Genomic DNA, 7,880 nt, shown 5'->3' with positions numbered 1-7,880 from the left:
TAGGTACCTCAACCGCTGCCAGCCATGGAGAGCGAACGCGAGGGCTGGTAGTCCCCAGAAGGCGTAGGGCCGTTGTTTTGTCGGAATCGTAGCGCTAGCGTAGGTGGAGACAAAATAAAAGGCATTCCGAAACGCCGTCCAGTCATTTGAGGGAGTGTTACGAAGCCAGCACCGAGTTTACGATGGTAGTGGCGAAGTGGCACGTACGCAGGACGTCTGGGGCGCCGAAGGCATTAGCGGTCGCGTTAAGTTTTTGCCGCTTGCTTGGGCTGGGATGCCCAAAACAAGCTTTCGCAAAAATAGCGACTCCCCGCAAGAATTAGGGCGATGTCTTTTTGAAGTGTTTCTACTTTCAATAAGGCTGAAATCTGGTATCGTTGTCCTTCGGTCAGTTGCTTGTATTGATTCATATGCTTCCTCATCTTTGGTCGGATTGAAAAAGCCTGAACTTATACATCAGATGGCCCTCTCAGTCTCTTAAAAATGAATTGCACTTGTTAGTTGAATCTAAGACTGATTTATATAAAGATTTTTCTGATAAAGAAGATTTTAAAAAAGATGTGCTAGGGCTTATGTTTGATGTTGTTCAGAAAAAACAGGCAGAATTAGAAAGAAGGTAAGGCTTTAAAAATTAGATAAAGCCCTCATATCATATAAATTATCTTAGTAACTTATAAAAAATATGGATACTCCTACACAATATGAAATTGATTTTTTACCCGTTGGTAATGGTGATACAAGTGGAGATGCTATTGCTATCCGTTATGGTGATGGTATTGAATGGAAAGTGATGGTGTATGATGGAGGTACTAAGGAATCTGGAAAAAAACTTGTTGAACATATAAAAAGATATTATGAAACGGATTATGTTGATTTTGTAGTAAATTCACACCCTGATCAAGATCATGCATCGGGGTTGTCTGTTGTAATGGAAAACCTAAATGTAGGTGAACTGTGGATACATCGCCCTTGGGCTCATGCTGGTGAAGTTCTCCATCATTTTAAGGATGAGAGAATAACTGAAAATAGTCTTGTTCAAAGGTTTAAAGATAAAGTGCCTTATTCTTGGGCTTTAGAAGAAATAGCAGTAAAAAAAGGAATAAAAATATGTGAACCATATCAGGGCAGTGAAATAGGAGAATTTACTGTTTTATCACCCTCAAAAGATTGGTATTTGCATACTCTTATTCCTGAGTTTACAAAAACACCTGAAGCAAAAGATATTACTGAAGAATCATTTGTATCTAAAACCTTGGATCCACTTCATAAAGATATTTGTTGTGTTCAAGAATCTTGGGATATTGAAACTTTACGAGATGATGTTGAAACATCTGCTGATAATGAAAGTAGTGCTGTACTATATGCAAACATAGATAGCCAAGGTATTTTCTTATGTGGTGATGCTGGTATACGAGGGTTGTCTCATGCCTCAGAATATACTGATATTTATGGTCAAGATTTACCTAATTGTAATTTTTATCAAATTCCACATCATGGAGGAAGACATAATGTATCTCCAGAAGTTCTTAATAAAATTGTTGGGGAAATACGTCCAAAAGAAACATCTCCAAAAAAATCAGCTTTTGTATCTGTAGGGAAGGAAGCAAGTAAACACCCTAAAGAAATGGTTGTAAATGCTTTTATAAGACGAGGGGCAAAAGTCACACCAACTAAAGGAAGTACTATATGTAATCATCACAATACACCAGCTCGTTCAGGGTGGACAACAGCTAAAGATATTCCATTTTCTGATGTAGTAGAATCTTGGGACTGATAAATTATTTATAATAATGAAATTTATGAAGTTTGATAAATATTCATTAAAAGCAAGAATAATTCCTGCATTTTTTTCAATCATTATTCCAATAATGATATTTAATAATTTTTATATAAGTGAGGAGCTTTATAAATTTATGGATAATGTTTTGTTTGCAAAATTTGTCTCTAATATTTCTATGTTTTTAATTTGTTTATATTATTTATCTGAAGCAGGAAGGTTTATTTCTAAAAATATTTTTGAAAAAATTTATTTTAAAGATGAAATGTATATGCCTACTACTAATTATTTACTTTTTCAGAATACAAAATATAGTTCTTCTTTTAAAAAACGAATACATAATAAAGTATTATCTGATTTTGGAATAAAGCTTTTATCTAGTAAAAAAGAAATTTTAGATGAAAATGAAGCAAGAAGAAAAATTGTAGAAACAATGGCACTAATAAGAAAGAAGTTAAGAAAAAATGCTTTTTTAGTTCAACATAATATTGAGTATGGCGCAATGAGAAATACCATAGGTGGATCTGTATTAGGTGCTTTATTTTCTATATTTAATATTATATTTTTTAAATTTTATTTTGAAAGTAATCTAGCTGTTTATATAAGCATATCCACACTTATTATATATTTATTATTTATTATTTTTAGTAAAGTAATAGTTAATTTTTACGGAAATAATTATGCTAAAATAATATATAGAGAATATTAATCATATAAGTCAAATTGTCCATTTTTATCATTCTCCTTTTTTTTTAGCTTCTTTTGGTTGTTCAATTACTTTAGGAATAACCTCTTTTTTATTTCTGTTTTTACTGTTTCAATAACTGGGTTTTCTTCAGCCCTGACGCATGAACCTTGCAATATTCATGTGTCTTTATAGCATGCAAAACTTCTTCCTCATAGATCACCTTATTGTGCTCTATATTACAACTTAGATAACCGCGCCCTGTGGGCGGGGGTAAAAAAAGCTTTGCGTAAAGGTCTGCTCAAGAGTATCAATTAGTTAAGTTGTTCCCGCAATTTAACTAGGAGAAACAAATGAGCAGATTCCAAAAATTATCACATGTGGTCTAGTTTTGCCAGTACCATATTGTCTTTGTGCCAAAGTATCGTTATAAAATTTTAAAAGGAGATCTTGGACGGTATGTTTATCAAAGCATTTATGCACTTTCAGTATGATTGCTATCCTCAATAGCCCAACGATAGCGGGCGCCTAAGTTACACCGTTCATGTACGTTTTTATAGCACCCCAAAAAGTGTCTCAATTACAAAACACCTTATGAGGTATTTGAAGAGCTGACTGGGATAGATATGAAAAATTTATTGGGTTATGCACTTATGACTTGAATTCAGGTTTAATAAATTCTCAAGTGTATGTCGTAAAGTAAACTCACCACTTTCTATTGATTCATTATTTAACTGCACGCCCTGAACTCCTAAGACTGGAATAACAGGTTTATCATCAAATAGTCCATAAGGAGGCGCATGCATATCAGCAAGTGTCGCTATGCTTTCTTGTGTAGGGCTTATTAAAATCATTGCTTTAACTGGCGAACTACCATGCTCACCATGTATGCCATGAACATATTTCACGATGCATTCAGGTAATCTTTCCTCGTAAGCTGTTTTCATTTTAGAGTACTTTGCATCTAAAACTAATAAGAGGCTATCCCCTTTGGGAGGTGTTAACTCAATAACAATATCAGGAGATCTTCTTCTATCTTGATGGCTTGATGGCTTAAATCCTTTCCCGCTTGTAGTTTGTTCAAACTTCCTTATTTCCGTATTGTAATATTTTTCACCCAATGCATTATTATGTCCGACCATCCAGTAATTCGGCTCATAATACAGTTCAACTAGGGTTTCTCGGTAAGATGCTTGAAAAATACTATTTGAATTAATTTGAGGACTATTATTTATTTCACAAATTAATTTAAGGTCTGCACGTACTTTTAAAACCGTATAATACTCAAATAACTTAGGAATGCTCTTGATTGAAAATAGCATCTCTTGCCCCCTCCAATCAATTTTATTAAACTGATACCACTCCACCATACTTCTAAAGATCGTGGTATAAAATCGGTTAGCTTTTGCTTTCTGTGTTAATACGGGAAGGCCCTTACTAGGAAAAGAAACAGGAATATATTTATTAAAGAAATAAATTAAATGCGAAATTCTTTTCTTACATTCAATTAGTTGAAGTATTTCCACTCCATTTGCTTTAGATAACCTGCGCCCCATTACTGAATAAAAACTTCGAAATCCCTCTTCATGTTGATTAACTTGATTTTTAGGCTGGGCAGGGGACTCTACCTCTAACTTATTAACAATGCGTTTTAGCTCCAGCAAAAAACCATAAATTGCTCTATTCTCATTTATATCTGTGTGCTCAATAATGACAGGTGTTTGTATCTCTCGGGCTAAATAATAAGTATTATCATAGTGCAGGTGTGCTCGCTCGCTATCATCTGTTTCTTCAAGTACCGATATATTTTCATTTAACCACGCTAAACCCTGCTCATCAATACTGCTAACTTGGTAACCATTTTGCATACGCGTTTCACTCGAAACACGTGTAATAGGGCGATTAATAACTGACGGTAAGATGTTTTCTAGTGTTTTAATGGTTTTTAACAACTTATTAAGAACAAACTGCGGAGTGCTCCCACCCTCATTGTAGTCTGCAGTCATTCGTGTCGCACTTAAACAGCTATATAAGTCACCTCCACTTTCTTGAAGGATAAAATCGATCATGGACGTCGCTTGTTCAGTTGTTAATTTACGAGCTAATATTTCTATATTACCAAAAGAAATGAATTGAGTTTCACCACTTACCGTTACCAACTTTAAAGTAATGTTGGCAACACCAAAATAATTAAAGAATAATGACTGATAGTGTCCATTAGCTATGGATTTTGGCATTAACTTATAATGAAAAAAATCTGCATTCATAGCAGATTCGTGAAATAAATACTCACTATCATCCATTAGTAAAATAACCGTTGAATACGGTTCTTTAGACTCTAACTTTAATGATATAGCTTCTGTTTCTAATAAGTAAGGTAAGGCCTTAGTTTTTTTATCACCCCTTTCAGGCTGTAAAACAACCTCTTGCTTCTTTCTCTTTCCTGTCAAAACGTTAATAATAAGTTCCATAGGGAGTCCTTTTTTAAAAAAAGCTATAGCTATCTACATACATTTCACCCGCTTTTAATATATCTTGTAGTAAATTAGAAGTACGCATTAAGTTGTTACTTTTAGCCCACGATTCTAGACCCTCTAGACGCCTTCTGAAGTCCTTACCATGACCATTGATTAACGGTAATGCATGTTGCGATAAAGCAAAGTCAACAGCAATTATAGAGCCGGTATGCTTTTCTGCTTTCTCACAATATGCCGTCATCGCATTCTTTTTTCGTGGGCTAATATGTATTTCTGCACCTAACTCAGACTCCTTTATTTGCATTTTTTCACAAAATGTTTCAATAAGAGATGGCGTAGAGAACTCACTATCCTCAGAAATACCAAACCATTTTTCTAATAAGGAATAATCAATAGCCCCATCAAGTGATAGTGAGGCAATTTGCTCTCTTGAGCTTTCAATTGAAGAGGAACCCATTGAAATAACTGGAACACGATCACATAAGCGTGCTGATAATGGCTCAGTCGTATTATCATTATTTATCGTTGCTATGAAGCGAATATTTTTAGCAACATCAAGATAACGTTTTTTACCAGAAATCCCTGTATCTAAGCCACGGTTACGACCTTCTTTATCACACATAGCTAGAAATTCGGACCAATAATGTTCAATCGGACTTAAGTTCGCTTCATCTAATAAAATCATGCGCAAAAACTGATCTGATTCCGCTTGCTCACCTTGCCTTAAGAATTGATAAACTCCTGTTTTTGCGGGCTGAAATACCCCCTTTAAAGAGTTATTAAAGCCAACAAAGTCACGTGATGAAACCCAGCCTCTAGCGACAGGTACATTTAAGAAGCAATCAGAACTACTACTCTCTTTAGGGCATAGATTCTGCGCAGTACTTAGCCGCATAATAGAAGAGGTTTTACCTGTACCTGGTAAACCAGCAAGTACTGTTAAAAAAGACTGTTGAATATTAATTAATAAATTTGCTACCTCTTCAAAAGTAATTGCATGGTCTTCCTCATCAAAAGACTCAACTAAAGTTTGAATATATTGGTCAGCTTGATCTGGAATTATCGTAGTAACCTTTGGCGCATCATTAAAGGGGTAATTTTCTTTATCTTGATCTAGTGAGCGCCCTTGAAGAACTCCTAAAACTGCATCGAATTCAGAAAGTTTCGCCCCAATTTTTGGGCTACTTAAAGCCTCTTCCTGAGCCTGAACAGACTGCTCTAATTGCTTGACATGCTCATCTAAATACGTAGCCCTTTTTTCTAAACCTTGAAGATCTTTAATTTTATCATTTTCTATATAAAAGTTATCATTCTCTTTTTTTATACTATTTCTTTTATTTTCCAACTCAATAATATTGAGTTGTAGTTCACCTAGAGCCTCCTGTTTTTCTTTTTCAAGCTCTTCTTTAGATTTTTTTTGAATCTCAGCTATTTCACTATCAGCTTGATCCTTTGCGGCTTCAACTCTTTTACTCGCATCTATTTTAGCTTTTTCAACCCGGTATTGTTGAGCCTGAACTTGACTTTTTAACTGTCGTAATTGTTCTTGCGCATCAATTTCCTGCTTGGTTTCTGTTGATTCTGAAGCAGATGTCGCATTTACCCCTTTATTTTTTTCTAAGTAATCTTTTAAAAAACTCTTCCCTGAATTACTTATAAAATACTCATTAACTATCTCACTACCGAAGTCAGCTTCAGTGAGATAGTTATCTAAAATACCCGTAAGCCTAATAACACGCGTATCCTCTTTATTAAGATTCCTCGCTTTAATTGCATCTGAAACACCGGATTTTAACTTGTCTGTTTCCTTTTTAGTTACAATCCTTTTTTTACCAATTTTAAGCCTAGAAAAATAATCAACCAGTTTCACATCCGAAATAAAATCAACTTCTTCTTTATTTTCTGCTGGAATACCTGGTAGCATCCGCAAAGATTTAATATATTGTTGACGTTGATTAGGCGTTGTCGCAATAGCTGAGGCAGATTCTAGCGTTGCTTCGCTAATCTTTAAGATATAATTATTTTGAATAGTAAGCACTGTTTGTGAAAAAGGACTCGCCTTTATTGCTTCGTCTGCTTGACGTGCATTTGCAGTAAAAGGTCCATAAATTTCTTGCTTATCTCGGATAAAAAAAGGTTTATTAACAGGCAACCCGTTAATATCAACTTCCCCTGTAGAAATGGAGGGTAATTTTCCATCAAAGATAGGAATAAAAGAAAGAGGGTCTATATTTTTAACATCTCCCCCCTTAGCCCAATGATTATGGTCGCCAGGGCGTTTATCATCATAATCATTATCCCGAGTCCATTTTTGTAGGCGAAACAGTTCTCCTTCTTTAAATTGAGCACTCACATCCTCAAAACCAGTACTAATAAAAATGCCTTGCGTCGGAAACTCTTCTCTTGATGGTAATTCTATCTTCTTACCGTTATCGTAGGATACAAATAAAATATCAACAGTCCCAGCATTCGGGTTATTTGAGACATGATTTATTTTAACAATCAGTTCACACCCTTCTATTTCATTACTCATTTATTTTTTCCAGAGATTAATTTTTTATCTTGCAGCCCTATAAAAACAGGGAGTGCAAAGTAATGTTGATCTGCCAGTGCTTCTCCATACTTAATAACGCCATATTGGTGAATTCTTATCAGATCTTTTTCAGCTTCTTTACTTAATTTATAATTTTCCATACTGCCGTAATTCTTCCTTATATTACAACTTAGATAACCGCGCCCTGTGGGCGGGGGTAAAAAAGCTTTGCGTAAAGGTCTGCTCAAGAGTATCAATTAGTTAAGTTGTTCCCGCAATTTAACTAGGAGAAACAAATGAGCAGATTTCAAAAATTATCACATGTGGTCTGGTTTTGCCAGTACCATATTGTCTTTGTGCCAAAGTATCGTTATAAAATTTTAAAAGGAGATCTTGGACGGTATGTTT

7 protein-coding genes and 2 pseudogenes are annotated in these 7,880 nt (G+C 34.8%); 5 read left to right on the top strand and 4 right to left on the bottom strand.

Going from position 1 to position 7,880, the window contains the following annotated elements; genetic code table 11:
* Positions 1-323: 323 nt before the first annotated feature.
* A pseudogene (locus tag CDZ78_RS24575) lies at positions 324-422 on the bottom strand (IS30 family transposase); the annotation flags it as partial.
* A gap of 72 nt (positions 423-494) precedes the next feature.
* Between CDZ78_RS24575 and CDZ78_RS23895 the strand changes: the two are divergent.
* The 4 genes and pseudogenes from CDZ78_RS23895 to CDZ78_RS23360 all read left to right on the top strand — a co-directional run.
* The gene (locus CDZ78_RS23895) at positions 495-620 is read left to right on the top strand and encodes a hypothetical protein (protein ID WP_263459152.1); all 126 of its coding nucleotides are present in this window, start codon (positions 495-497) and stop codon (positions 618-620) included.
* Between the two features lie 62 nt (positions 621-682).
* On the top strand, positions 683-1,774 hold the full coding sequence (locus tag CDZ78_RS17775) for a ComEC/Rec2 family competence protein (RefSeq protein WP_087871176.1): 1,092 nt from the start codon (positions 683-685) through the stop codon (positions 1,772-1,774).
* 16 nt (positions 1,775-1,790) lie between these two features.
* On the top strand, positions 1,791-2,486 hold the full coding sequence (locus tag CDZ78_RS17770; protein ID WP_087871175.1) for a hypothetical protein: 696 nt from the start codon (positions 1,791-1,793) through the stop codon (positions 2,484-2,486).
* Positions 2,487-2,815: 329 nt separating this feature from the next.
* A pseudogene (locus tag CDZ78_RS23360) lies at positions 2,816-2,947 on the top strand (transposase); the annotation flags it as partial.
* 150 nt (positions 2,948-3,097) lie between these two features.
* Here CDZ78_RS23360 and CDZ78_RS17760 read toward each other — a convergent pair.
* The 3 genes from CDZ78_RS17760 to CDZ78_RS22325 are packed head-to-tail and all read right to left on the bottom strand — an operon-like array spanning position 3,098 to position 7,633.
* Complete coding sequence (locus CDZ78_RS17760) at positions 3,098-4,933, bottom strand: DUF2357 domain-containing protein (RefSeq protein WP_087871173.1); 1,836 nt, start codon at positions 4,931-4,933, stop codon at positions 3,098-3,100.
* 13 nt (positions 4,934-4,946) lie between these two features.
* Positions 4,947-7,472: a DUF8727 domain-containing protein gene (locus tag CDZ78_RS17755; RefSeq protein WP_087871172.1), complete on the bottom strand. Its 2,526-nt coding sequence runs from the start codon at positions 7,470-7,472 to the stop codon at positions 4,947-4,949.
* Complete coding sequence (locus CDZ78_RS22325) at positions 7,469-7,633, bottom strand: hypothetical protein (protein WP_167374387.1); 165 nt, start codon at positions 7,631-7,633, stop codon at positions 7,469-7,471. Before CDZ78_RS22325 ends, CDZ78_RS17755 begins: the two co-directional genes overlap by 4 nt.
* Before the next feature lie 135 nt (positions 7,634-7,768).
* On the opposite strand from CDZ78_RS22325, the gene CDZ78_RS17750 reads away from it, so the two are divergent.
* A partial coding sequence (locus tag CDZ78_RS17750; RefSeq protein ID WP_174664596.1) for a transposase occupies positions 7,769-7,880 on the top strand: 112 nt, incomplete at its 3' end.

It is taken from the genome of Bathymodiolus platifrons methanotrophic gill symbiont, from assembly GCF_002189065.1.
Lineage (GTDB): Bacteria > Pseudomonadota > Gammaproteobacteria > Methylococcales > Methylomonadaceae > Methyloprofundus.
Note: the sequence above shows the minus strand (reverse complement) of the source record. Positions and strands in the feature narration are given on the sequence as shown.

Coding starts and splice junctions, on each gene's coding strand:
- CDZ78_RS17775 (WP_087871176.1), top strand. CDS start 683: ATGGATACTCCTACACAATATGAAATTGATTTTTTACCCGTTGGTAAT.
- CDZ78_RS17770 (WP_087871175.1), top strand. CDS start 1,791: ATGAAATTTATGAAGTTTGATAAATATTCATTAAAAGCAAGAATAATT.
- CDZ78_RS17760 (WP_087871173.1), bottom strand. CDS start 4,933: ATGGAACTTATTATTAACGTTTTGACAGGAAAGAGAAAGAAGCAAGAG.
- CDZ78_RS17755 (WP_087871172.1), bottom strand. CDS start 7,472: ATGAGTAATGAAATAGAAGGGTGTGAACTGATTGTTAAAATAAATCAT.
- CDZ78_RS22325 (WP_167374387.1), bottom strand. CDS start 7,633: ATGGAAAATTATAAATTAAGTAAAGAAGCTGAAAAAGATCTGATAAGA.